The organism is Methylocystis sp. JAN1, from assembly GCF_052186135.1.
Taxonomy (GTDB): Bacteria; Pseudomonadota; Alphaproteobacteria; order Rhizobiales; family Beijerinckiaceae; genus Methylocystis.
Genome location: NZ_CP181499.1, coordinates 2,028,750 through 2,051,292, shown reverse-complemented (window position 1 = coordinate 2,051,292; position 22,543 = coordinate 2,028,750). Strand labels below are relative to the sequence as shown.

At 63.7% G+C, this 22,543-nt stretch carries 21 protein-coding genes; 9 read left to right on the top strand and 12 right to left on the bottom strand.

The window, feature by feature from the left end; genetic code table 11:
- Positions 1 to 77: 77 nt before the first annotated feature.
- From ACNHKD_RS09690 to ACNHKD_RS09680, 3 genes are all read right to left on the bottom strand, one after another.
- Positions 78 to 3,224 (bottom strand): TM0106 family RecB-like putative nuclease, encoded by a 3,147-nt coding sequence (locus tag ACNHKD_RS09690; protein WP_442753278.1) that lies wholly within the window; start codon positions 3,222 to 3,224, stop codon positions 78 to 80.
- Positions 3,225 to 4,161: 937 nt separating this feature from the next.
- Entirely contained in the window at positions 4,162 to 4,671 is a 510-nt protein-coding gene (locus ACNHKD_RS09685) for a GNAT family N-acetyltransferase (RefSeq protein ID WP_442753277.1), read from the bottom strand.
- Positions 4,672 to 4,674: 3 nt separating this feature from the next.
- Positions 4,675 to 4,977 carry a type II toxin-antitoxin system TacA family antitoxin gene (locus ACNHKD_RS09680; protein ID WP_442753276.1) on the bottom strand — a complete coding sequence of 101 codons (303 nt, stop codon included), beginning with the start codon at positions 4,975 to 4,977 and terminating at the stop codon, positions 4,675 to 4,677.
- A gap of 172 nt (positions 4,978 to 5,149) precedes the next feature.
- Here ACNHKD_RS09680 and ACNHKD_RS09675 point away from each other — a divergent pair, with 172 nt between their 5' ends.
- The 6 genes from ACNHKD_RS09675 to ACNHKD_RS09650 all read left to right on the top strand — a co-directional run bounded on the left by ACNHKD_RS09675 (position 5,150) and on the right by ACNHKD_RS09650 (position 10,543).
- On the top strand, positions 5,150 to 5,767 hold the full coding sequence (locus ACNHKD_RS09675) for a DUF433 domain-containing protein (protein ID WP_442753275.1): 618 nt from the start codon (positions 5,150 to 5,152) through the stop codon (positions 5,765 to 5,767).
- A gap of 51 nt (positions 5,768 to 5,818) precedes the next feature.
- Positions 5,819 to 6,190, top strand: coding sequence for a PIN domain-containing protein (locus ACNHKD_RS09670; RefSeq protein WP_442753274.1), 372 nt, complete (start codon positions 5,819 to 5,821; stop codon positions 6,188 to 6,190).
- A 52-nt stretch (positions 6,191 to 6,242) separates the two neighbouring features.
- Positions 6,243 to 8,024, top strand: coding sequence for a hypothetical protein (locus ACNHKD_RS09665; RefSeq protein ID WP_442753273.1), 1,782 nt, complete (start codon positions 6,243 to 6,245; stop codon positions 8,022 to 8,024).
- A gap of 14 nt (positions 8,025 to 8,038) precedes the next feature.
- Positions 8,039 to 8,371, top strand: a complete 333-nt coding sequence (locus ACNHKD_RS09660; protein ID WP_442753272.1) for a helix-turn-helix domain-containing protein — start codon at positions 8,039 to 8,041, stop codon at positions 8,369 to 8,371.
- Between the two features lie 316 nt (positions 8,372 to 8,687).
- A complete protein-coding gene (locus tag ACNHKD_RS09655; protein WP_442753271.1) occupies positions 8,688 to 9,950 on the top strand; it encodes an IS4 family transposase in 1,263 nt (420 codons plus the stop codon).
- A gap of 32 nt (positions 9,951 to 9,982) precedes the next feature.
- Positions 9,983 to 10,543, top strand: a complete 561-nt coding sequence (locus tag ACNHKD_RS09650) for a YdeI/OmpD-associated family protein (RefSeq protein ID WP_442753270.1) — start codon at positions 9,983 to 9,985, stop codon at positions 10,541 to 10,543.
- A 417-nt stretch (positions 10,544 to 10,960) separates the two neighbouring features.
- Here the strand turns inward: ACNHKD_RS09650 and guaA are convergent, their stop codons facing one another.
- The 3 genes from guaA to ACNHKD_RS09635 all read right to left on the bottom strand — a co-directional run bounded on the left by guaA (position 10,961) and on the right by ACNHKD_RS09635 (position 14,460).
- Positions 10,961 to 12,568, bottom strand: coding sequence for a glutamine-hydrolyzing GMP synthase (gene guaA, locus ACNHKD_RS09645; protein ID WP_442753269.1), 1,608 nt, complete (start codon positions 12,566 to 12,568; stop codon positions 10,961 to 10,963).
- Entirely contained in the window at positions 12,565 to 12,963 is a 399-nt protein-coding gene (locus ACNHKD_RS09640) for an endonuclease domain-containing protein (RefSeq protein WP_442753268.1), read from the bottom strand. The genes guaA and ACNHKD_RS09640 overlap by 4 nt, the downstream gene beginning before the upstream one ends.
- A gap of 207 nt (positions 12,964 to 13,170) precedes the next feature.
- Positions 13,171 to 14,460, bottom strand: coding sequence for an RsmB/NOP family class I SAM-dependent RNA methyltransferase (locus ACNHKD_RS09635; protein WP_442753267.1), 1,290 nt, complete (start codon positions 14,458 to 14,460; stop codon positions 13,171 to 13,173).
- 145 nt (positions 14,461 to 14,605) lie between these two features.
- Here ACNHKD_RS09635 and ACNHKD_RS09630 point away from each other — a divergent pair, with 145 nt between their 5' ends.
- Together ACNHKD_RS09630 and ACNHKD_RS09625 are read left to right on the top strand one after the other, a co-directional pair.
- Positions 14,606 to 15,112 (top strand): hypothetical protein, encoded by a 507-nt coding sequence (locus tag ACNHKD_RS09630; RefSeq protein ID WP_442753266.1) that lies wholly within the window; start codon positions 14,606 to 14,608, stop codon positions 15,110 to 15,112.
- 335 nt (positions 15,113 to 15,447) lie between these two features.
- Complete coding sequence (locus ACNHKD_RS09625) at positions 15,448 to 15,795, top strand: hypothetical protein (protein WP_442753265.1); 348 nt, start codon at positions 15,448 to 15,450, stop codon at positions 15,793 to 15,795.
- Between the two features lie 61 nt (positions 15,796 to 15,856).
- Here the strand turns inward: ACNHKD_RS09625 and ACNHKD_RS09620 are convergent, their stop codons facing one another.
- From ACNHKD_RS09620 to ACNHKD_RS09610, 3 genes are all read right to left on the bottom strand, one after another.
- The gene (locus ACNHKD_RS09620) at positions 15,857 to 16,276 is read right to left on the bottom strand and encodes an MAPEG family protein (protein WP_442753264.1); all 420 of its coding nucleotides are present in this window, start codon (positions 16,274 to 16,276) and stop codon (positions 15,857 to 15,859) included.
- Positions 16,277 to 16,337: 61 nt separating this feature from the next.
- Complete coding sequence (gene glpX, locus ACNHKD_RS09615; protein ID WP_442753263.1) at positions 16,338 to 17,312, bottom strand: class II fructose-bisphosphatase; 975 nt, start codon at positions 17,310 to 17,312, stop codon at positions 16,338 to 16,340.
- A gap of 16 nt (positions 17,313 to 17,328) precedes the next feature.
- On the bottom strand, positions 17,329 to 18,627 hold the full coding sequence (locus ACNHKD_RS09610; RefSeq protein WP_442753262.1) for a homoserine dehydrogenase: 1,299 nt from the start codon (positions 18,625 to 18,627) through the stop codon (positions 17,329 to 17,331).
- A gap of 435 nt (positions 18,628 to 19,062) precedes the next feature.
- Between ACNHKD_RS09610 and ACNHKD_RS09605 the strand changes: the two genes are divergently transcribed.
- Complete coding sequence (locus tag ACNHKD_RS09605; protein WP_442753261.1) at positions 19,063 to 19,695, top strand: MarC family protein; 633 nt, start codon at positions 19,063 to 19,065, stop codon at positions 19,693 to 19,695.
- A gap of 73 nt (positions 19,696 to 19,768) precedes the next feature.
- On the opposite strand, the gene ACNHKD_RS09600 is transcribed toward ACNHKD_RS09605, so the two are convergent.
- From ACNHKD_RS09600 to petA, 3 genes are all read right to left on the bottom strand, one after another.
- Complete coding sequence (locus ACNHKD_RS09600; RefSeq protein WP_442753260.1) at positions 19,769 to 20,623, bottom strand: cytochrome c1; 855 nt, start codon at positions 20,621 to 20,623, stop codon at positions 19,769 to 19,771.
- Positions 20,624 to 20,657: 34 nt separating this feature from the next.
- Positions 20,658 to 21,896, bottom strand: a complete 1,239-nt coding sequence (locus ACNHKD_RS09595) for a cytochrome b (RefSeq protein WP_442753259.1) — start codon at positions 21,894 to 21,896, stop codon at positions 20,658 to 20,660.
- A 62-nt stretch (positions 21,897 to 21,958) separates the two neighbouring features.
- A complete protein-coding gene (gene petA / locus ACNHKD_RS09590; RefSeq protein WP_442753258.1) occupies positions 21,959 to 22,492 on the bottom strand; it encodes a ubiquinol-cytochrome c reductase iron-sulfur subunit in 534 nt (177 codons plus the stop codon).
- Positions 22,493 to 22,543 lie beyond the last annotated feature (51 nt).

The following is a 22,543-nucleotide window of genomic DNA, read 5'->3' as shown; positions in this document are numbered from 1 at the left end:
GAATCACGTCGCATAGCCGATTTTAGCATGCTCAGGCGGCAACAACCGGTATTCTTAGCTTTTCTCAACCCTGCGCGTCATATTGCTTGCGCCATCTCCAAGTAACGGCAGAAGGCGTTCGCAAGCTGCATCTGCTGCGGCGTGCGGCATTCCGCTTCGAACAGCAACGGCGAGCCGACAAGGATGCAAACGCAGCGCGCCCGCGACGTGGCAACATTCAGGCGGTTCGCGCTGTAAAGAAATTCCATACCGCGCGGCGCATCCGCATGGCTCGATGTGGTCATTGAATAGATGACGATCGGCGCTTCCTGCCCCTGAAATTTATCGACGGTGCCGATCCGCGCACCCGGCAAGCGATCTTGCAATTCGAACACTTGCGCGTTGTACGGCGCAATAATCAGGATGTTGTCGAGTGCAACAGGAGCCTCTTTTCCGTCTGGCCCTATCCACGTCGCCTTCGATGCAAGAACCTCTTCGACCAAGGCCTTGATAACGTCCGCTTCCTCGGGGCTCGAGCTTTGATTGCCTTCGTGCTCGACGGCTAGGTAGCGCAAGCCAGAGCCATTCACGCGGGTTTGTGACTTGACCGACTGTTGCTCCAGGCCTGCTTTCGAACGCAGCCTGTCTTCGTAAAAGAGTTCGGAGGTGAATGAGCATATCTCAGGATGAAGACGCCACGTTTCTTCCAAGAACAGCCCGCGGTCCGCGGCGACAGTGGCATGTTCGCCCAGGATGTGCTTAAGCGCCGATACATCCGTTCCTTCCGGGTGACTTCCCTGTAACGGCTGTTCGAGTTGGCGCGGGTCACCTAGCAGCACGACCGTCTTTGCCGCGTGCGATACCGCCAGAACGTTCGCGAGCGACATCTGAGCCGCCTCATCGACGAACAACACATCGAGGGTTTCAAAGGCTTCTGGCCGAGCCCAGAGCCACGACGTTCCACCGGCCACCGGATAACCGGCCCCGAGCGAAGAAAAGATCTTGGCGTTGTCGGTCGTAAACTGGATGCCAGGAACGTCGTCCGCTTTTTCGGATAACTTCTGGATACTCTGAATTGGCTTGCCGCTCTGCTTGCACGCGCGCTGGATCTCATCCAGAAGATTGCGGATGACTTTATGGCTGTTGGCAGTGATGCCGATCTTCTTTCCCACTGCAACAAGGGCACAAATCATCCGAGCGCCGGTATGCGTCTTACCCGCGCCCGGAGGTCCTTGAATGGGAAACACACAGGGCTCGAATGCCGGCGCGATACGAACCGCTGCGCTGAGCGTCGTCTCAACCGCGTTTCTGATCGGCTGTCCGCCGATCTTCGGCGCTTCCAATAGAAGGAGATCGCGCGCCGCCTGATAGCGTCCTGGCCCCGTCATTCCATTTGCGATGACGTATTCGGCGATGCGCACGAGGGCTTCTGCCTGCTCCTCCGTTCCAATCACCTTATGCGAGAAAATTGCCGCCGGGTGCAGTGAAGCCGAATCCTGCCGCTTCTTGATGTCCACCGTACGGTCGTCGAGAGAGATCGCATCAACTTTGCCGAACGGCTTCCCTCCGACCGCACGCAGATCTTCATCGCCGCGCAGCTCCGTTTCCTGCGCCGGGAAGCTGTAGCGATGAATAGGCGCTTTCGTGGTTCCTCCAACGTTGCCGGCGAATGTCAGGCCAGAGATCGCAGCACGCTCGTCGAGCAAATCCTCTGCGGACAGAGCTGACAGGCGGAAATACTCCCACCAGGTCGCCTTTATCTCGCGGCCGTGGAAATCCAGAACATTGCCCAGAAGCCAGCGTGCATGCTCTTCCTGTGTCCGATCCGCCACGTCGACCGGAATCACTTGCGTAAGGCTTTCGACGAGGGGAGCAATACGCTGCTGCCATGCAGTGAGCTTTTCGCTTGCGTCACCGCTCTTGGCTTCAGGACGGTCTATCGTCGCACCTCCTGTGACGAGCTCGGCGCGCAATCCTTCGAGCCAATTACGCAAAGCCCATGCCGACAAACAATCGTCCTTGTTGTAAGCGTCGACAGCCTTGCGATCGGCATCTTCGATACCCTGCACATCGCCCAACTCAAGGCAGGCCTGGGCCTTGGCAAGTGTCTTTCCGGCGTCAGACAGATCTTGCGCGCGCTTGTATTCGTAAAGTGGCTCCAGCTTCTTGATGGAATAGTTCTCGACGCTGGCGCGGATGGCGTGGCGGATCACGGCGAATAGGTCGACAAGCACGCCGCTGCGCAGCAAGCGATCGATTTCTTCTTCCCGCGTTGCATATCGGCCCATGAGGCGCTTCAAGGCGGCGGGTTCGTACGGTGCGAAGTGATAGATGTGCAGGGCCGGATATGTTTTGAGCCGCTCAAAGACAAAATCGACGAAGCGCTCAAAAGCGGCTTTTTCATCGGCGCGGGTGAACGACCATTCGGCGCGATGCTGCGCTTGTCCGCTTTCGTCTTGATAGGCATAGCCGAACAGGAATTCGAGCCCGCCGCCCCGCACGAAGGGATCGCCTTCGAGATCGAAGAAGATGTCTCCAGGCGACGGCTCGGGCAGGCAACACAGCCCGAACCCGGGCTGAATAGGTAAGACCTCATGGATGGCCTTGCCTTCCGCCCGTCCCTGGACCTGCATTCGCGCCTGCTCGCGAATTTTCTCGTAGCTCTGAGCTGCGCCACGATCCGGCTTCCACGGCCAGGGCAGAGCAACTTCCGCCAGCTTCGCAGTCGTGCCGACGTCGTGGCGTTTCAGCTCGCCAATCTGGCTTTTCGAGATTCCCGCGACGAGCGAGAGGTGATCGTCCTTCCGTCGCTTGCCATCGCAATGCTGCCGCCACCGGCAAATATCGCAGTGCGGGTTCGGTTCAGGGTAGAGATCGCGGCCCGCGCCGTTATCGACCGAGTTCTCAAGGCTGCGGCGCACGCGGCGGTAATAGGCCGAATAATCTGTCGTCCGATAGATTTCGGGTTCGAAGCCTGTCTCAGGGGTAACGACGTAGCTGAATTCGGGCAGTTTCTTCTGCATCGATGCTAGCAGCTCCGAATACAACGAAAGCTGCAGGACCGTGCCGCCCTTGGTCTCCTTGGCGAGCTTGGTGTCGACGACTTCATAAGACCAGGCACCGAAGACGCTCGGCTTCTCGACCCGACGAAGCACGTCAGCCCTTCCGCTCCACCGGCCATCCTGAAGTGCAGCCCGGACAACGATGGGTGCGCCAGCCTTCATGGCCGCGACGGTCTTATCCACGCATCCGTTTCGATGCCGACTCCGTCGATCGGGACCATCTCATGTCCCTGCCCTTTGAGGTGATCGATGTACGCCTTTTCATGCTGCGCGCCGCGTTCCGCCAGGATTTCCAGGACAGGGTCCCAAACGGACGGCTTCGCGATTTCACCGCGCGCGACAGAGAGATCGAGCGCTGTCAGGTAGCGGCAATTAAGATGCCCTACGAGGTCGCTAGCCGTAAGATGGACCGTTTCCCCGCCCTTGCGCATAAACGCCACGCTAGTGCAACCAGGACGTGCCCCGCAACTCGGCATTGAACTTTTCGGCTAATTTTATGTTCGTGCGTATCGGCCGCACTTGGCCGACCAGGCTCTCGTAGCCGGTCGATATGGTCCGCGAGATTGAGGTTTTGGAACGCCCGCTCCTCTTCGGCCTGATATTCTTTTAGGTCGCCACGAACAACGAGAGCGGGGAAAATGTCCTCAAGCTCACGAAATCTCGCGCGTTCGTAGGTCTTGCCCTGGCGGGTCAGCAGAGCCAGCCCGACCGGCGCGTGTCCTTAGCTGGGGCGTCGGCGCCCAGGCGGTCACGGTCGGGCGCATACGTGTCCAGGCGCAAGCGTCTCCGGCAACCTATGCGGATGTACTGAGAAATAACGCGCTTTCCGAGCCTGTACAGGATCAAGGTTGAAAGTGCGGCAAGCGCATCTTCAAATCAAGACGCCGTCTGCTCCGGATAAACGATGATGGCGCTGGCTTTACGGGTCCTTCCTGCTTTTCGTGCGCGAACGATTGCGGCGACAACTGGGACGAAAAAGCAGAGCGACTTGCCCGAGGCGACGAGTTCGTCGACAGTTGGCCCCTGAAGATATCGAGGGTTGAGCGACAGAAGCGCTTCCGGCCAGAAGCGTCCAGCGTCGTACTCCCGATCTAGAGCGCGTACAGCCTTGCAGAATCAATCAGTCAAATAGCGGCCGGATGTCTGTCATCGGCCGAAACAGTTTCATAGGCTGGTCCGGAAACGGCGAGAAGCTCTCTCGTTCGCAAAAGCGACGGGCGCTTTCGTCCTTCGCATCCACGATCACCGCGAACGACGCGATCTCGCTACGGGCTGCCCGGTGGAGAGCATCGCCCAAAAGAAATCTGCCGTAATCTTTTCCCCGGTGACGCCGATCCACCGCGAGCCGCCCCAAAAGCGTGGCCCGGACAAGCGGATATTTTGGCAGCTTCCTCACCGTTTGCGCCGGCAGCTCGGCAAGCCGCACGGACGTCGAGGAGAGCGTGTAGTAGCCCGCGATAGTCTCCTCCAGGACCAAGACAAAGGGCGCTGCTATTTTCTTGCGCGCGTCTTGTCCCGCCTGTGTCCGAAAATATCTGTCGAGCGGCTCGACACCGCTTTCGAACTCCGATCGGTCATGGCTTGAAGCCAGCGGTTCGACGCGGAGCTTATCTTCAGATCTCCCCAGCACGCGTCAAACACCGGCTCGTTCGCGATAACGGCGGACCGTGCCACGGAGGCGGTCGTTGACTGGCTTCAGGCTCAACAAAGCTTCAACGAACGCCTCGCTGTCGCGGACGGAAAGTGTGAGCTGGCTGTGCTCCTCAATGGCGCGCCTGGCGGCGTCCTGTACGCTCGTCAGCACGAAATCGGTCACGGTCCGACCTTGCAGAGCCGCGGCGCGTTCAATGAGAGTCTTCTGTTCGGCCGTCACGCGGGTCTCAAGACGCTCGCCCCGAACCCGCTTGCGCGTCGGCTTCAGTACAGCTTCAGTCATCTACCGATCTCCTCAACCAGCAATAGTGTACGGCCATTGGCCGGGTATTTCAAGGGCCGCCACACATGAGGGGCTGGCCCAGCCTCGCCTAGGAGGTACGTCTCAACGGTTCCCTTACACTTGAATTCCCTGCAATTCGACCCTATCATTAGGGTCGAATTAGGAAGCATCCATGTCCGAAGCTGCTGCATTCACCGCCGCCGAAGTTGCCTTTGTGCTTCGCGAGCCCGTGAAGACGATCAAGAAGGCGCTGGATGAAGGTCCCATCCAGGCGAAGCTGGTCAAGAAGCCTGGCGGCGCTGTGCGCGCGATCGACTGGGCGGACGTTCTTTACCTTTTTGCGCTCCGCACCCTTCGCAATGAACTCACCCCTAAGGCACGAACAGAATTCTATCACGCCTTGAAGCGCGTTCCGGTTGAACGCACACACGAAGTCCGGTTTGGCCGGCTCAGCATCGCCATCGATGACCTGAAGGCCGAAGTGCAAAATCGGGCGCGCGAACTGGCCAAGCTGGCGGAAAAGGTCGAATTCCGCCGGGATGGCGAAGCTATCCTTAAGGGAACGGATGTCGAGGTCTATCGCGTGGCGGCGCTTCTTGCTGGCGGGATGACACCCGAAGAGATCCGTCACGATTATCCCTCGCTGTCCCCGGACGCCGTGGTCACGGCGAAGGCCTACGCGGAGGCTCATCCGAAGACGGGCCGTCCTTATCCCGCAAAGACGGTGAAGCGTGCGATCAAGGGGGCCGGCCTCGAGGCGTTGGATGAGGTCCTGGACGAGGAGAAATGAGATTTCTCCTCGATACTAATGTGTTCCGCGAGATTGGCAAGACCGCACCCGATGCGACCATCTCAGCCTGGCACTGTCGATGACGCCGATCTTGCCATCTGCGCCCTCACCGTCCGCGAGGTTCGCAAGGGCATCGTCAAGCTCGCGGTCAAAAAGCCGGATATCGCGGCCCAGATTGAAGTGCGCGTCCGGGAAGTTTTTGAAGCCTTCGGTGATCGCATTCTTCCAGTCACGCCTGAGATTGCCGCGCTTTGGGGCGATCTTCTCGGCCGGAGCGACAAGCACATCGACGACACGGGACTGGTCGCGACCGCCAGAATTCACGGGCTGACGCTCGTGACCCGGAATCTGAAGCACGTCTCGGGGCGCGGTGCGACGGTGCTCGATCCCTTCAAGAGACCGCCCAAAATCATCAGGCCGTAGCGGACGGCGCAACCGGTCGCGGCGCGACACATGAAGAACAGGGAGGACACCATTGCCGCCAGCGGGCAACCAATATCTCCAAGCGCGTGAACCCTGGGTTCCAGAGCACGGCTATGTGCTCGCGATCACCCCCAAGCGCCTGGAAGAGCTCGAAAGCGATCTGTCGGCGCAGAGCACCTGCAGCCAAGCCGTTCCGAAGATCCCCGCAGCGATGCGCCGCCGGTGGATGCTGTGCTTCATCAGCACCAAAAAGGGAAATCTCACGCATGTCGCGCGCGGCGTCGTCTACTACCCCGCCGAATCCGGGCGCGACAAACTCGATCTTTGGAACGTCATGCCGTTCGAGCAGCCGGTGCGCATGGCGGCCATCAAGGCCAAGCTGAAGGGCAAGCAGGCGTGGCGGGCGAAACGCGCGCTCGGCGGCGGACATATCTCGGCAGCAGCATTCCCGCTGATCATGGAGGCCTTGCGCCAAGTCGAGGCCGACGCGCATGGAATTGCAGAGGGGCTGATCGATCGCCGCCCGCCTCCGCCCGATCCTGCGCCAAGCCCTGCCAAGACGAACTGGGCCTACCAGCGCGATGCCGTCGTCACGGCGCTCGAAATCGCGCGCATTCCCAAGGAGCAATTGCATATTGCGCCACAGATCGATGGCAGCGCACCGGCCGGCCTAACATCGATCTTCGACGGTGATACGGACGTGACGACGGTCGAGGATCTCGTCATTCTGCAGGATCTCGACGAAGCCGATGAAGATTGGCAGTTCGTCAAGCGCCAGCGCTATCCCGCCAAGACCTTCACCAATGGCGACACGACGCTCACCGTCATCCTGGCCAACAAGCAGCCGCTCGAGACCCAGCTGGGCGTGGATCTCATCTACGTCAACGAGACGTTCAAGTCGGTGGTCTTCGTGCAATACAAGATGTTTGCCGGCGTCGATGGCGAAGAGGGATACAGACCCGACAAGCAGCTGGACGAAGAGATCGCGCGCATGGACGCGGCAGCCGCAAAGCTTGCGGCGGTAGCGGACGACACCAGTTGCGACGGCTATCGGCTCGGTACAGACCCTTTCTTCCTCAAATTCTGCAGCAAACTCCTATCGCATGATGCCAAAGGCCATGTGCCAGGCATCTACCTTCCACTCAGCTACTGGAAACGTCTGGTTGAAACACCTGCGGCTAACGGAAAACGAGGCGGCAAGATTGTCTATGCGGAGACCTTCGGCCGGCGCCATATCACGCCGACGCATTTCATCGACATGGTCGGTCGCGGCTGGGTCGGAACATCCGCGCTGCAGACGGATGTGCTCGTGCCCTATCTGAAAGCCGCCATAGATGGCAAACGCGGGGTGGTTCTGGCCATCGAGACGATAACGACGACGTCCGACGACGTTGATGCCGATGAGGAAGGGCATGATTATCCGCGGCGAATGATACCCCCGCCCAAACTGCGATACCCCGGCAAGAAACCCAAGATCATCCACGACTTTATGAGGTGCCCGAAGGGACTCGTCCCGTGTCAGGACAAAACGCCGTTTGGCGAGGACGAGAAGCCTGATCTGGTTCCTCGGATCAGGGCCCGACCGATCCGAGGAATCGTATCAGCCGAGCGACACGAAGTTTTCTTTTTTGGAAAGCGCACCGATTGCGTCCAGCCACAATTCGCGCGTGCTATTGACGTTTTTTCGCGATGTCGTAGCCGGGGTACGATAGCCGTGACAATTCCAAATCAGCAACGGCTCGTCCCCGTGGCCGCACACTCCCTCTCCCAAAACACACTCCCTCTCCCAAAAGAGCAATGTCGCCTTCGTGCTGCATATTTTACCAATTTGTAGTACCAAGATGACAAATGCCGACGCCTCACTATCCGCCTGCTGCTGTTCGCCGAGCCCTTCGCAAGCTTGGGGCCGACATTCGCGATGCCCGTCGACGTCGGCGCCTGCCGATGGCGGTGGTGGCCCAGCGCGCCTTTACCTCCCGCTCGACATTGCAAAGGATCGAAGCCGGGGACACCAGTGTTTCCATTGGCATTTATGCCGGCGTCCTTCAGGGGCTCGGCCTACTCGAGGGCCTTAGTCAGATCGCCGATATCGGCAATGATCCCGTCGGCCAGGCACTGGCGAGCGCCGCGTTGCCTAAACGTGCCCATCTCAAACGGACAATCCACACCTCTCGTGAATGACTGAGCCGCTATGCGTATCGATTCAAACGACCGCATGCGCTCAGTCCTGTCGCCAACGGTCAGCCGGATGAAGGCGCGAGGGGAACGCCTTCCCTTGCGGTCGAGTCTCTCGGCTCGGCCGACCCTTCGGCGGGGATACGCCGCAACGCCCCCGAGAAAGCAATAGCCTACCGCATTCACACATCTTGGTTGCGTAGGGCCTGGGGGTCTGATTCCATTTGAAGGAATCGGAGGGACGGACGATGGACGGACGGACGCTGGGTCGCTTTGGCGACGCGCGACTGGAAAAAGGGGGGCCTTTCTGCTTTCCCGGCTGGTGGCGGAGGGCGGCGGGGGCATACGCATTCGTCGGCTCGGCGGCGACCGGGCTGGTGAGATCAGGATCACGCGCTTTCTTCGCAATCGGGCGGTGACCGGCGCGGAGATGTTCGCCACGGCGGCCGCGCGCGCGTCGGCGCGTTGCGCGGGGCGCGCGGTTCTGGCGATTCAGGACACGACGGTCGTCAAGTCCGGGGGCGGCGGCGGACTCTATCTGCATCCGACCCTCGTCGTCGACGCCGAGGACGGTTCGATCGTGGGTCTGGCGCACGCGCAGTTCCTCGAACGCGCGACGGGACGCAAGGCGGATCGGCGTCAGCGGCCGATCGAGGACAAGGAAAGCCGGCGCTGGCTGGAGGGCGCGGCGGCGGCGGCGAAAGTTTGCGCTTCGGCGCGCGAGGTCACGGTCGTGGCCGATCGCGAGAGCGATATTTATTCCGCCTTCGCGCGGCGCCCGCCGGGGGTTCACCTCCTCGTGCGCGCCGCGCAGGACCGCGCGCTGGAGGATGGCGAGCGGCTGTTTGCGCGCCTGGATGCGCTGGAGGAGGCCGGGCGGGCGACGCTGTCGCTTCCGGCCAGGCCCGGACGGCCGGCGCACGAAGCGACGCTGGCCGTCCGGCATGGGCGCTTTGATCTCGCGCGGCCCAGGAACGGCGCGGCCAGGAACGATCCGTCGACGATCGCGGTCCATCTCGTCGACGTGCGCGAGATCGACCCGCCCCCAGGCGAAAACGTCCATTGGCGTCTGATCACGACGCGCCCCGTCGACGGCCTCGCGCAAGCGCTCGGGGTCGTCGATCTGTATCGACGCCGCTGGGCGATCGAGCAGTTGTTCCGCACGATGAAGACCGACGGCTTCGACATCGAGGCCGTGCGCATGGAAGACGACGCGCCGCGCCAGACCCTGGCGGCCGCGACGTTGATCGCGGCCGTGACGATCCAACAACTCGTCCACGCCCGAGACGGCGGCGACCCGCAACGTCTGCGCCCGCTCCTCGACGCCTTCGAGCCCAAGGACCAACCGCTGCTGGAAGCCTATTGCGCCACCCTCGAAGGCAAGACGCAGCGCCAGAAGAACCCGCATCCGCGAGGGTCCCTGGCCTATGCGTCCTGGGTGCTCGCCCGCCTCGGCGGCTGGACCGGCTATTACGGAAAACCCGGTCCCGTCGTCATGCTCGCCGGATGGCTCAAATTCCAGCACGGAAAATACGCCATCGCCCTCACCCAACCAACGCCGCCGCTAACCAACACAGATGTGTGAATCTGCTAGGAAAGCAATAGCGGAGATGCAGCATGGAGATGGCGTATCGAGAGCGGTGGCAGGCTGAGATTGCCGAGCTGCAAAGGATATTGGCCAGGTTCGATCTTCGTGAAGAGTGCAAATGGGGAAAGCCCTGCTACACGCTGGATGAAAAAAACGTCGTCATCATTCAGGGCTTCAAAGAATATTGTGCGTTGGGCTTCTTTCAGGGTGCGCTGCTGAAGGATACGGAGAAGCTGCTGGTGCAGCTCGGGCAAGTTCAGGCGGCGCGGGTGATGAAGTTCACCAGCGTCACGGAGATTGCGGCCAAGACAGCCACTATCAACGCCTATGTGCGCGAGGCCGTGGCGGCCGCGCAGGCCGGAATGAAGGTCGAGACGAAGCTCCGTAAGATTCCCGTGCCCAAGGAGTTAAAGGAGAAGTTCCGCGACGATCCGCGATTCAAGCGCGCCTTCGAGGCGCTGACGCCGGGTCGGCAAAGGGGATACCTGCTTCACTTCGCCGGCGCGAAACAGTCTGGGACGCGGATCGCGCGAATCGAGAAGGCTATGCCTGCGATCTTCGAAGGACGAGGGTTCCTGGAGCGGCGATAAATCGTGAAACCGTGGATGCGCGCCGAGAGATTGTTGTCGCATTATCGGGAGTGCGTAGAAGCATTCCAGCGGCTATGGCTCTAAAACGGGACGCGCGGTCGTTTGATTTTATTGCCGCTCTCGCAGCTCAACTACGATAACTCGCGCTTTCTCAAATGGAAAAGACCGTCAGCGCTATGCGCTCCAACTGACGGTCCTTTGGTTTCGGCTGGTGCGCCTTTCAAAAAAGACCGTCAGAAAGACCGTCAACTTATCCGGCTGCTAACGCCAGAAACTGGGCAGCGCCTCACCAATTCTTTCTTCAATTCAATAAGTTATGAGATTGCCGGGGAAGAACTGACGATGTACGGTCGATCATCTTCAATGCCGTATAAGCCATTGAATTAGAACAGAAATTTATTATAGGAGGCCAGCCCCTCACTCCCACTCGATCGTCCCCGGCGGCTTCGACGTCACGTCGTAAACCACCCTGTTCACCCCTTTCACCTCATTGATGATCCTTGTCGCCGCGCGACCCAAAAAGGCCATGTCGAAGGGAAAGAAATCCGCTGTCATGCCGTCGCTCGACGTCACGGCGCGCAACGCAAGCACGTAATCATAGGTGCGGCCGTCGCCCATCACGCCGACGCTGCGCACCGGCAGCAGCGCGGCGAAGGCCTGCCAGATCTGGTCGTAGAGCCCCGCCCTGCGGATTTCGTCGAGATAGACGGCGTCGGCCTTGCGAAGGATGTCGAGCTTCTCGCGCGTGATGAGGCCGGGGCAGCGGATTGCGAGGCCGGGGCCCGGGAAGGGATGACGGCCGACGAAAGCCTCGGGCAAACCTAGCTCGCGGCCGAGCGCGCGCACTTCGTCCTTGAACAGCTCGCGCAGCGGCTCCACCAGCGCCATGTTCATGCGCTCCGGCAGGCCGCCGACATTATGGTGCGACTTGATCGTCACCGATGGCCCGCCGGTGAAGGAGACGCTCTCGATCACGTCCGGATAGAGCGTGCCCTGCGCGAGAAATTGCGGCGCGCCGCGGCCGTCCTCGGCGATCTTCCTCGCCTCGGCCTCGAACGTCTCGATGAAGAGGCGGCCGATCGTCTTGCGCTTCGCTTCCGGATCGTCGACGCCGTCCAGCGCGCCGAGAAACAACTCCTCCGCCCGCACGTGATGCAGCGGGATGTTGTAATGGTCGCGGAAGAGGCTTACGACCTCCTCGGCTTCGCCGAGCCGCAGCAGACCGTGATCGACGAAGACACAGATCAGCCGGTCGCCGATCGCTTCGTGAATCAGCACCGCCGCCACGGCGCTGTCGACGCCGCCGGAAAGGCCGCACAGCACGCGTCCGTCGCCGACCTGCTTGCGGATCGCCGCAACGGCCTCGCCGCGAAAGGCGGCCATGGTCCAGTCGGATTTCAGCCCCGCGACGCGACGCACGAAGTTCGACAGCAGCTTTGCGCCGTCCGGCGTATGCACGACCTCAGGATGGAACTGCAGGCCGAAATAACGGCGCTCTTCATTCGCGATCGCCGCCATGGGCGCGTTCTCCGAGGCCGCGATGACGCGGAAGCCCTCGGGAAGCTTCGTGACGCGGTCGCCATGGCTCATCCAGACAGTGGCGCTCGCGCCCTTTTCCCACACGCCGTCGAGGAGGGCGCTGCTTTCCAGCGCCATGATCTCCGCGCGGCCGAATTCGCGGTGGTGACCCGCCTCCACCTTGCCGCCGAGCTGCGTCGCCATCGTCTGCTCGCCATAGCAGATGCCGAGCACCGGCACGCCGGAATCGAAGATCGCCTGCGGGGCGCGCGGCGAGCCTTCGTCCGTCACCGAGCAGGGGCCGCCGGAGAGGATCACCGCCTTTGGGCGGATGTCCGCAAAGGCGCGGTCGGCGCTCTGAAAGGGCGCGATCTCGCAATAGACTCCGGCCTCGCGCACGCGCCGCGCGATGAGCTGCGTGACCTGCGAGCCGAAGTCGACAATGAGAACCTTGTCGTGGCGGTCGGCGATGTCGTGGTGGAAGGTTTCGGTGGCGGTGGCTGTCATTGTTTCACTTCGTAAGGCCCCTCCCTGTCCCTCCCCGCTTCGCGGGGAGAGGACGCTCGCGATCGGCAGCGCCGATGAAGGCGGGGGACTGCTCCCTCTCCCGCGGAGCGGGGGAGGGTTGGGGGGTAAATTCTCCACGGCGCGCGCTGGCGTATCGTGTCCAGCACGCCCTCGAATTCTGCGTAGACCTCCGCATTGGTCACACGCAAGACAGAAAAGCCGTCATCCGCAAACCATGCGTCGCGGCGGCTGCCTCGGCGAAGCTCGTCGGTGGAATGCGTCGCGCCGTCGACCTCGATGACGAGCCTTGCGGCGTGACAGAGGAAGTCAGCGACAAAGGGACCACAGGGGCGCCTGGCGACGCAAGCCGAAGAAGCGATGGCCGCGAAGGGCATACCAGTAGTGCTTTCTTCTGTACCTGTCATATCGCGACGGAGTTGCGGGCGAAGGCGACCTTCGGCGTTTTCGGTTTTCGAACCACCCCTCACTGTCCCTCCCACGCTTCTCGGGAGGGGACGCCCACGCCCAGCTATAGTTTATCTGGGCGATAGGCCTGCGCCCAACCATCTCGCGCGTTAGCGGGGGAGCTTTGGGGAGAGGGATCATCCCCGCCGCATCACGCACACATAAAAACCGTCTGTCCCGCTCGACGCCGGCGAGAGCCTCACCCCGGCGCCATGCGGCGAAGCGAAGCGGCCGAGATCAGGGAGCCCCGCCTCCTCCGCCGTCGCGGCGCCTGACAGCGCCCTGACCTCGGGGTGAGAAGCCAGAAAGCCCGCGACCTGATCCTCATTCTCGTCCCGCAGAAGCGAGCAGGTCACATAAGCGAGGCGCCCGCCTGGTTTCACGAAGCGCACGGCCTGCTCCAGGAGCGCCGCCTGCTCCTTCAAACGCAGCTCCAGCGCGCCGGGAGCGAGGCGCCATTTGGCGTCGGGGTGGCGCCGCCATGTGCCGGTCCCGGTGCAGGGCGCGTCGGTCAGCACGAGATCGCAGCGGCCTTCGAGATCGGCCAGCACGTCGGCTTTCCCCTTGGGCTGGCGCACCTGGATGTTGCGGGCGCCGGCGCGCTCCAGCCGCTCATGGATCGGCATGAGGCGCCGGCCGTCTGCGTCATAGGCGTAAAGCTGCCCCCTATTGTGCATCTGCCCGGCGAGCGCGAGCGCCTTGCCGCCGCCGCCGGCGCAGAGGTCGAGAACCTGCTCGCCTGGCGCGGCGGCGCAAAGCAGCGAAGCGAGTTGCGAAGCCTCGTCCTGGGGCTCGACGAAACCTTTCACATAGGCGGTCTCGGCGGCGAGGGCCGGGCCCCTGCCCTGCCCGGCCTCGATTCTGAGCCCGATAGGCGAAAGCGGCGTCGGTAGCGGATTGAGATGGGCGAGTTTTGCGAGCGCCTGCTCGCGCGAGCCTTTCAGAAGGTTGGCCCGAAGGTCGACGGGCGCCCGCGCCGCCAGCGCCGCGCCCTCTGCGGCCGCGCGGCCGCCAAAGGCCGCCGCGAAGCGCTCGGCGAGCCATTCGGGGTAATCGCCTTTCACATGGTCGGGCGCGCCGTCGAGCGTCGCGGTCTCAAGTCGCGCGCGCTCAGCGTCCGAGAGCGGCGCCGGCGCGTGACGTTCGCCCGCGCAGAGCGCTGCGATGGCGTCGACGCCGAGGCCGCGCGCCTCGCGCAGCGCCCCGAGCATGACCGCGCGGACAGAATCGCCGCCCATAACCCAGGCCGCCGAGGCCTTCTTGCGCAGCGCGTCGAAGACGAGGCTCGATATGGCGGCGCGGTCCTTGGACCCTGCGAAACGGTGGGAGGCGCCCCAATCCTTCAACGCGTCGGCGACGGGGCGGCGGCGCTCGGAGAGGTCCGCGAGAATCTCGATCGCGGCGGAAACTTGGGCGGCGGGCGTCATGGAGTAAGATCGGCTTTCCGGGAGGCGAATCGGCGCGGCGCGGGCGGCGGCCCGATCGCATCGCCATTCATATGGGGTTCACCCTGGGTGGGCGAGTGTCTCCCATAGCATGGCTGTGGATTGCAACGGAGCGGACGCGGAGACAATGAGACATTTGCGCTGGACCATATTGCTCGCGGCGGCGGGCCTCGCCGGCTGCGGGCCGACCGCCGGCTATTACGGCGGCTATGGCTACGGGCCGGGCTACGGCCCCGGTTACGGCTATGGCTACGGCTATCGCCCCGGCGGCTATTGGGGCCGCCCCTATCCGGGCCGACCGCCTTACGGTCCGCCGCCGGGCTATGGCCCGCGCCCGCCCGTGGCTTCGCCGATTGGCGGACCTGTCCATCCGCCTTACGGCCCGCCCGGCGCCGGTCCCGGCCGTCCGTCGGGGCCGCCCAGCGGCGGCCCGATCGATGGCTCCCTCCCGGGCGGCCCGCCGATGGCTCGCCCAGGCGGTCCGCCGCCCATGAGCCTGACGCCCGGTCCCGGGCCGGCGGCGGGGCCGGCCAGCGGGGGTTTCTCCCCAGCCTTCGGCGGGCAAGGCCCGAGGCCCGCGCCCGGCTCCGGTTCCCTTTATCCGAATGACGCTCGTTCGGGCGCCGTCCAATAGCCCGAAGCGGAAACCCGCGCCTCTCGTCAGGCGCGGAGTCCTTCTCCAACGCTCCGCCACGTCGGGGTCGGGGGCGTTGCGATTGATCCGTTAACGGAGAGTCGCGCCGGCGGGGAAGGCCGGTCGCCCGAAAAATTCGAGGCTTCCGAGGAATATCGGGCGCGATGGCGTCTCCGCTCGTCCTGACTCCTCGCCGCGGGCGGAGGCCCGATATTGCAACGGCTCACCTACTTTCGAGCAAGCCCGAAGGGTTAGCTTCTCCTGAGCGCCGCAAAGCGTATCGTTCTCCGTTCAATCGGCCGCTCGCGGGCCGCCGGAGCGAGAGAGAGACCGCCATGCTCACTTCTTCCTGGGCGCGTTCGCCGGCGCCGGCCGACATAGCGGTGTTATTGGGGGGCGTCGTGATCGCCGCGATCGCATCCATCGCCGCCGCGCCGGCCACGACGCCAAATCCGGCCTGCCGGCCCTCCATGGTGCATTTCATGGCCGAGCCGAAGCCTCTCGCGAAGCCGATCATGCAGACAAATTGGCCGATCCTAGAGCGACTGGCTCCACCCTATGCAGAGGAAGCGGAAGCCCCCGCGCCCGCCGTCATTCATGAGGCGGCGAACAGCGAGCCCGCTCCGGAGCCAGAGGACGCGGCGCCGAGGAAACACAGGCGCAGCCATCGCCATTGGAGATGAGGAGGCAGGGCCTGAAGCGCGCTGGGGAAAGTGGGAGCCTTCTGCCTGAATATAGCGCGATCTAAGCGGTCAGAAGGACGCGCAACGCGAAATAGGCCCACATCGCCATCAGGACGACCGCGCCTGCGAGAAAGGCCTGGAAGCGGATCGGGACGCGATTGCTCGTGACGTGGATGTAAGCGTGGGAAATGCGAGCCGCCAAAAAGAGCCAGGCGCCGACAACGAGAAAAAGATCGACTTGGCCGGTCGCGAGCGCCAGGGCCGCAAGCGTGTAGAACAGCATGGGCGTCTCCAGCTGATTCTGGAACGCGCGGCCGAATTGCGTAACCCGCGCCGGCCACGCGTCCTGGCCAAGCGCAATGTTCTTCAGCGCGACCTCGCCGTGGCGCAAGGCGCTTACCCGCGATCGCGCCACGGCGACCAGCAAACCGAACGTCAAAGCGACCTGGAGGAAGACGGGGACGAGCAAAGCCTTGGTCATGCTGATTCCTCAATGAAAGGCCCGCGCGGAAGGCCGCGTCCGCGAGGGCCTGTCGCGACGGTCACCGAGCCCTGCGCCAGGTCCCGATACGGCGGATCGTGCCGGTCGCCGAGCGGAAGACCAGCGTCTCCGTCTCGACGCCGCCCTTGTCGAAAACCACCCCGTCCACCAGCGGCCCGTCCGTGACGCCCGTGACGCAAACGACCACGTCGCCCGTCACCATGTCGGTCACGCCGTATTTCTTACGGGGATCGGCGAGGCCGTGGCGCGCGGCGCGGGCGCGCTGCTCGGCGCTCTCCAGAACGAGCCGCCCCTGCATTTGGCCCCCGGCGCAGCGCAGCACCGCCGCAGCGAGCACACCCTCCGGCGCGCCGCCGCGGCCGAGATACATGTCGACGCCGGTCTCGGCGCTGTCGGTGACGAAGATAATCCCGGCGACGTCCCCGTCGGAGATCAGGCGCACGCAGGCGCCCGCCTTGCGGCATTTGGAAATGATTTCGGCGTGTCGCGGGCGATCCAGCACGCAGACGGTGATTTCCCCCGGCGAGACGCCCTTCGCCTCCGCGAGCGCGCGCACATTGTCAGCCGGATCTCGGTCGAGATCGACGACGCCCTCCGGATAGCCGGGCCCCACCGCGATCTTGTCCATGTAGATGTCCGGCGCATGCAGCAGCGTGCCGGACGCCGCCGCTGCGGCGATGGCGATGGCGCCGGATTGGTCCTTGGCGCAGAGCGTCGCGCCCTCGAGCGGCGCGACCGCCAGCTCGACATGCAGCCCCGCAGGACAACCGATCTCCTCGCCGACGAAGAGCCTCGGCGTTTCGTCGTCGCCCTCGCCGATGACGATGCGCCCACGAACAGGGAGGCGCGCAAACTCCTCATGCATCGCCTCGACCGCCGCGCGATCGGCGGCCATTTCGTCGCCGCGCCCGCGCAGCCCCGCGGCGGCGACGGCCGCCCGCTCCGTGGCGCGGGCAAGCTCGATCGTGAGCAGTCGTTCAATCGATGCGGCGTCGAGCTTCGGCTGTTGGGGCATGTGCGCCTCCCGCGCGCTATTCGCGCTCGATGCGAATGACCTGCGCGCGCGACACGATCGTGCCGTCCTGGAAGATCAGCTCCAGCGCCTCGCGCACGAGATGCTCGCTCGTCGCATGGGTGATGAGGATCACGTCCACGCAGGCGCCGGGCGCGCCGCGCCGCCCGCGCTGCACGATGCTCTCGAGCGAAATCTTGCGCTCCGCCATCCGCGTCGCAATCTTGGCGAAGGCGCCGGCGACGTCCTTCACCGACATTCGAATGTAATAGCCGCCCTCGTGGCGGCGCATCGGCGTGCGCTTCAGCTCTGCGAGCTGCGGCGACGGCAGGCCGAAAGGCGCCGAACGCACGCCTTTGGCGATGTCGGCGATGTCGGCGACGACGGCGGAAGCCGTCGCGTCGCCGCCAGCGCCGGGGCCGACAAGGGTCAATTCATGCACGGCGTCCGCGTCGATCGTGACGGCGTTGAGCACGCCCATCACCTGCGCGATGGCCGAATTCTTGCTGACCATGGTCGGATGCACGCGCTGCTCGACGCCGTCCGCAGTGCGCTGCGCAACGCCCAGCAGCTTGATGCGGAAGCCCAGTTCGTCCGCCGCCTCGATATCCGCAAGCGTCACGCGCTCGATTCCCTCGATGTCCATCGCCTCTGCGGCGATGCGCGCGCCAAAGGCGAGCGAGGTCAGAATGGCGAGCTTATGCGCCGTGTCGAAACCCCCAATGTCAAAGGTCGGGTCAGCCTCGGCGTAACCTAGGCGCTGCGCTTCCTTCAGGCACTCTTCGAAAGAGAGCTGCTCGCGCTCCATGCGCGAAAGGATGTAATTGCACGTGCCGTTAAGAATGCCGTAGACACGCTCGATCGAATTCCCGGCGAGGCCCTCGCGCAGCGTCTTGACGATCGGAATGCCGCCCGCGACCGAAGCCTCGAAGGCGAGCGCGGCCCGCTTCTCCTCGGCGAGCTGCGAAAGATGCAGGCCGTGCGCGGCGAGCAGCGCCTTGTTGGCGGTGACGACCGACTTGCCATGGGCGAGCGCCGTCTCGACGCTCGCGCGCGCCGGACCTTCGGAGCCTCCGATCAGCTCGACGAAAAGGTCGATCGTCTCGGAGGCCGCGAGCTTCACCGGGTCGTGGAAGAATTCGGCGCCCGAGAAATCGGCGTCGCGCTTCTTGGCCCGGTCTCGCGCGGAGACGCCCGTGACCACGATCCGGCGGCCGGTGCGCGCGGTCAGCGCCTCCGCCTGCCGATGGAGAAGCCGCGCCACCGCCGCGCCGACGGTGCCGAGCCCCGCGATGCCGACGCGCAAAATCTCCGACATTTCAGCCCTTCTGGGAAAATCGACTGCCCCGAGGATTCCCGGGGCATTGAAGAGCAGCCTTGTGCACGATTCCGCGAGATCGATCAAGGAAGGGGCGATGCCGACTCAGGACAATCGGTGGCGGACAACGCTCCTCGCCCTCATGCCGAGAAGGCTCCGCACGAGCCGTCTCGGAGCACGCGGGCGAGTTCCAGATTCCCGGAAATGAAGCGTTCCTCGCCCTTCGAGGCGCCGCCTCGGCGGCTGATCGCCCGGATGTCGGCTTGCGCCGCCGCCTGCCCGGAGGGCCGAGCGCGGCTCTGCCGCGCCGACGGGGCCGTGACACATTCCCGCGCCGCGCTAGCTGAGAGGAAGAAGGTCAAGCAGCGGCGGACCTGAGCGCCGGGCCGCGCGCCCGGCGCGCCCGCACGCGCCTCGCAACAGCCGAGTGAACGCATGGAGGCGGCGGATTTCGGCGAGCTTGCCGCGGCTTTCGTGACCCTGCTCGTGGTTGTGGAACCGCTGGGGCTGGCTCCCATTTTTCTGGCCGCGACCGCCGGGCATGCCCGTGCGGCGCGCTCAGGAATTGCGGCGCGGGCTTGCGTCTACGCCTTTTTCATCCTCATCGGCGCGGCGCTGGGCGGCGAAGCGCTGCTGCGCGCGATCGGTATCACCATCCCGGCCTTCCGCATCGCCGGGGGTCTGCTCCTTTTCTCCATCGCCTCGGAAATGGTGCTTGGCGTGCGAATCGGCCGCGACGCGAGAACGGCCGCGCAGGCGGTCGGCGAGAATGGCGGGCACATCGCCGCCTTTCCGCTCGCAATCCCGCTTATGGCGGGTCCCGGCGCCATTACGGCGACGCTGCTGATCGCCGGCGAGGCGCATGGAGATCCGGCGCGACTGGCCGCGCTCATCGGCGCGATCCTCGCGGTGATCCTGATCTGCTGGGCCGTCTGCCGGCTCGCGACGCGGGTGGAGCGCCTCGTCGGCGCTTCGGCCAGCATCGTGATGGAGAAGCTGATCGGCGTGCTTCTCGCATCGCTCGCAGTCCAATATGTGATGGACGGCGCGCGAGGCGCGTTCGCCTGAGCAGAGCTTGGTCGCTTTTTTCGAAGTCGGGCATACCCGGCTTCGCCCTATGCTCCCCGTGACGCCTTCTCGATCAATGCGCGATGTTCGACCAGATCCTGCGCTTCGTGAAGTAGAGCAGCAGCGCGAAGACGATGAGGAAGGCGAACACTCCCTGCCCGACATGCTTGCGCGTCTCGAGATGCGGCTCGGCGACCCACATCAGGAAAGCCGTCACATCCTTCGAATACTGGTCCACCGTCTGCGGCGCGCCGTCGTCATAGGGCACGGAGCCGTCGGACAGGGGCGGCGGCATGCCGATGCGGTTGCCGGGCATATAGGCGTTGTAAAATTGACCTTCGGGCACCGTCACGCCATGCGGCGGCTCGGAATAGCCTTTCAGCAGGGAAGCGACATAGTCCGCGCCATGCTCCTGATAGGCGAAGCCGGGAAGCGCGTCGAGCAGGAAAGTCGGAAAGCCGCGGCCATAGCCGCGCGCCTTTACGAGAACCGACATATCCGGCGGATAGGCCCCCGACATCGCGGCGCGCGCCGCCTGTTCATTGGCGAAAGGCGGCGGAAAGCGGTCGCTCGGCCGCGCGGGCCGGTCGTAATATTCGCCGGAGTCGTTCGGCCCGTCCTTGACTTTGTAGGTCGCCGCCAGCTCGGCCACCTCCTTCTCGGAGAACTCCGGCCCGCCCGGCTGGCCGAGGTTGCGAAAGGCCAGCATCTTGATCGAGTGGCAGGTCGAGCAGACTTCCTTGTAGACCTTGAAGCCGCGCCGCAGTTGCGCCTTGTCGTAGTTGCCGAAGACGCCGGCGAAGCTCCAGCTATGAACCTCGGGCTTCTTTTCGTGATGCCCCGACTCCGCGACAGCCGGCGCGCCCGCGAGGGCCGCGACGATGAGGGCCGCGCCCGAAAGGATCGACAAGAAGGGTGAGCGCTTCATCGAAGAGTCCTGATAGGCAGAAAACGGTCGCGCCTTAGGCATTGGAGGCCCCCTTCGCAGCGATCGCGGCGCCGATCGATTCAGGCAACGGCTCCGGCGTCTCAACTTTCGCGATGATGGGCAGGATGATCACGAAATGAAGAAAGTAGTAAAAGGCGAACAGGCGGGCGAGCCAGAGATACACGCCCTCCGCCGGCTGCGCGCCGAGATAGCCGAGGCCGATGCAGACCGCGACGAAGACCCAGTAGAACTTGCGGAACAGCGGGCGATAGCTGCCGGATTTGATCGGCGACCTGTCGAGCCAGGGCAGCGCCGCCGTGATCAGGATCGACAGAAAGAGCGCGATGACGCCGAGAAGCTTGTTCGGGATGGCGCGCAGGATCGCGTAGAAAGGCAGAAAATACCATTCCGGCACGATATGCGGCGGCGTCACGAGCGGGTTCGCCTCGATGTAATTGTCCGGGTGGCCGAGATAGTTCGGCACGAAGAAGGTCATCCACGCATAAAGAAGGAGGAAGGCGCCGATGGCGAAGCCGTCCTTCATCGTGGCATAGGGCGTGAAAGGCACCGTGTCCTTCTTGACGTCCTTCACTTCGACGCCCGTAGGATTGTTCTGCCCCGTGACATGCAGCGCCCAGACATGCAGCGCGACGACGGCGACGATGATGAAGGGCAGCAGGTAATGCAGGGCGAAGAAGCGGTTCAGGGTCGGATTGTCGACGGAATAGCCGCCGAGCAGCCAGGTCGTAATGGACGTGCCGACGACGGGGATCGCCGAGAACAGATTCGTGATGACCGTCGCGGCCCAGAAGGACATCTGCCCCCAGGGCAGGACATAGCCGAGGAAGCCGGTCGCCATCATCACCATGAAGATGATCACGCCGAGAATCCACAACACTTCGCGCGGCTCCTTGTAGGAGCCGTAGTACATGCCGCGGAAGATGTGGAGATAGACCGCGAGGAAGAACATGGAGGCGCCGTTGGCGTGCGCATAACGCAGCACCCAGCCCCAGTTCACGTCGCGCATGATCTTTTCGACGGAATCGAAAGCGAGCGTCGTCTCGGGCGTGTAGTGCATCGCCAGCACGACGCCTGTGATGATCTGCGCCACGAGCATGAAGGAGAGGATGGCGCCGAAGGTCCACATGTAGTTGAGATTCTTCGGCGTCGGATAGGCGACGAAGGAATCGTACATGAAACTGATGATCGGCAGCCGGCGCTCCAGCCAGCGGGCGAAGCCGCTCTTGGGCGTGTATTGGGAATGTCCGTCCATTGAACTTTCTCAGATGCGTCGAAGGCGACGGGAAAGGCGGAAAAACCGGACTGGCGCGGCGCCTATCCGATCTTGATCTTGGTGTCGCTGACGAAGGTGTATTTCGGCACTTCCAGATTGGACGGAGCCGGGCCGCTGCGGATACGGCCGGAGAGATCATATGTCGAGCCATGGCAGGGACAGAACCAGCCATCGAATTCTCCCGCCTTGCCGGTCGGGATGCAGCCGAGATGCGTGCAGACGCCGACGACCACGAGCCACTCAGGCTTCTGGACGCGCTTGGAGTCGGGCTCGGGGTCGGGGAGCTCCGCAAGCGGCACGTTTTCCGCCGTCTTGATCTCCTCGGGGGTGCGGTGACGCACGAAGACAGGCTTGCCGCGCCATTTGACGGTGATGATCTGGCCCAGCGGGATGGTCGACAAATCCACTTCGGTGGAGGCGAGCGCCAGGGTGGAGGCGTCCGGATTCATCTGCGAAATCAACGGCCAGACCATACCGCCCGCCGCGACCGTGGCGGCCGCGCCCGTCGCGATGTAGAGAATGTCTCGACGGCTCGATTCCGCCGGCGTATTTTCTGTGACGTTCCTGGTGTTCACGCCTGACCTCTCCCAATCGCTTCGAATAAAGAGCGCTCGAAAGACAAGCGC